This is a genomic window from Psychrobacter sp. TB55-MNA-CIBAN-0194 (assembly GCF_040309505.1).
Taxonomy (GTDB): domain Bacteria; phylum Pseudomonadota; class Gammaproteobacteria; order Pseudomonadales; family Moraxellaceae; genus Psychrobacter; species Psychrobacter fozii.
In genome coordinates this window covers 1-262 of sequence record NZ_JBEOOW010000419.1, presented here as the reverse complement: position 1 = coordinate 262, position 262 = coordinate 1, and the positions used below count along the sequence as shown (strand labels likewise).

At 44.7% G+C, this 262-nt stretch carries 1 protein-coding gene; it reads right to left on the bottom strand.

Annotated elements, in window-relative coordinates; genetic code table 11:
* The coding region (locus tag AAEY75_RS15715) for a glycosyltransferase family protein (protein ID WP_352260117.1) at positions 1-262 on the bottom strand (262 nt) is incomplete at both ends.

Below are 262 nucleotides of genomic sequence, written 5' to 3'. Positions count from 1 at the left end.
CGCTTAAGCACAGCAGGATCTAAAGTTTGCATACTTTCTGCCGCAGCAAGTAATTCTAACGCCGCAACGTTAGCAGATTGCTCAAACTGACCCTGTAACGGTTTCACCAATAACTTTTTACCTAACGTCATCGCCTCACTGGCCAACTCAAAGCCAGCATTGCCAATCACCCCACCACATTGAGCCATGTGTTGTTTAAAGCCTTCACGATTAAAACCATGCCAATGAATATGCTCTGCTAATGGTTTCAATGGTTTAGTGC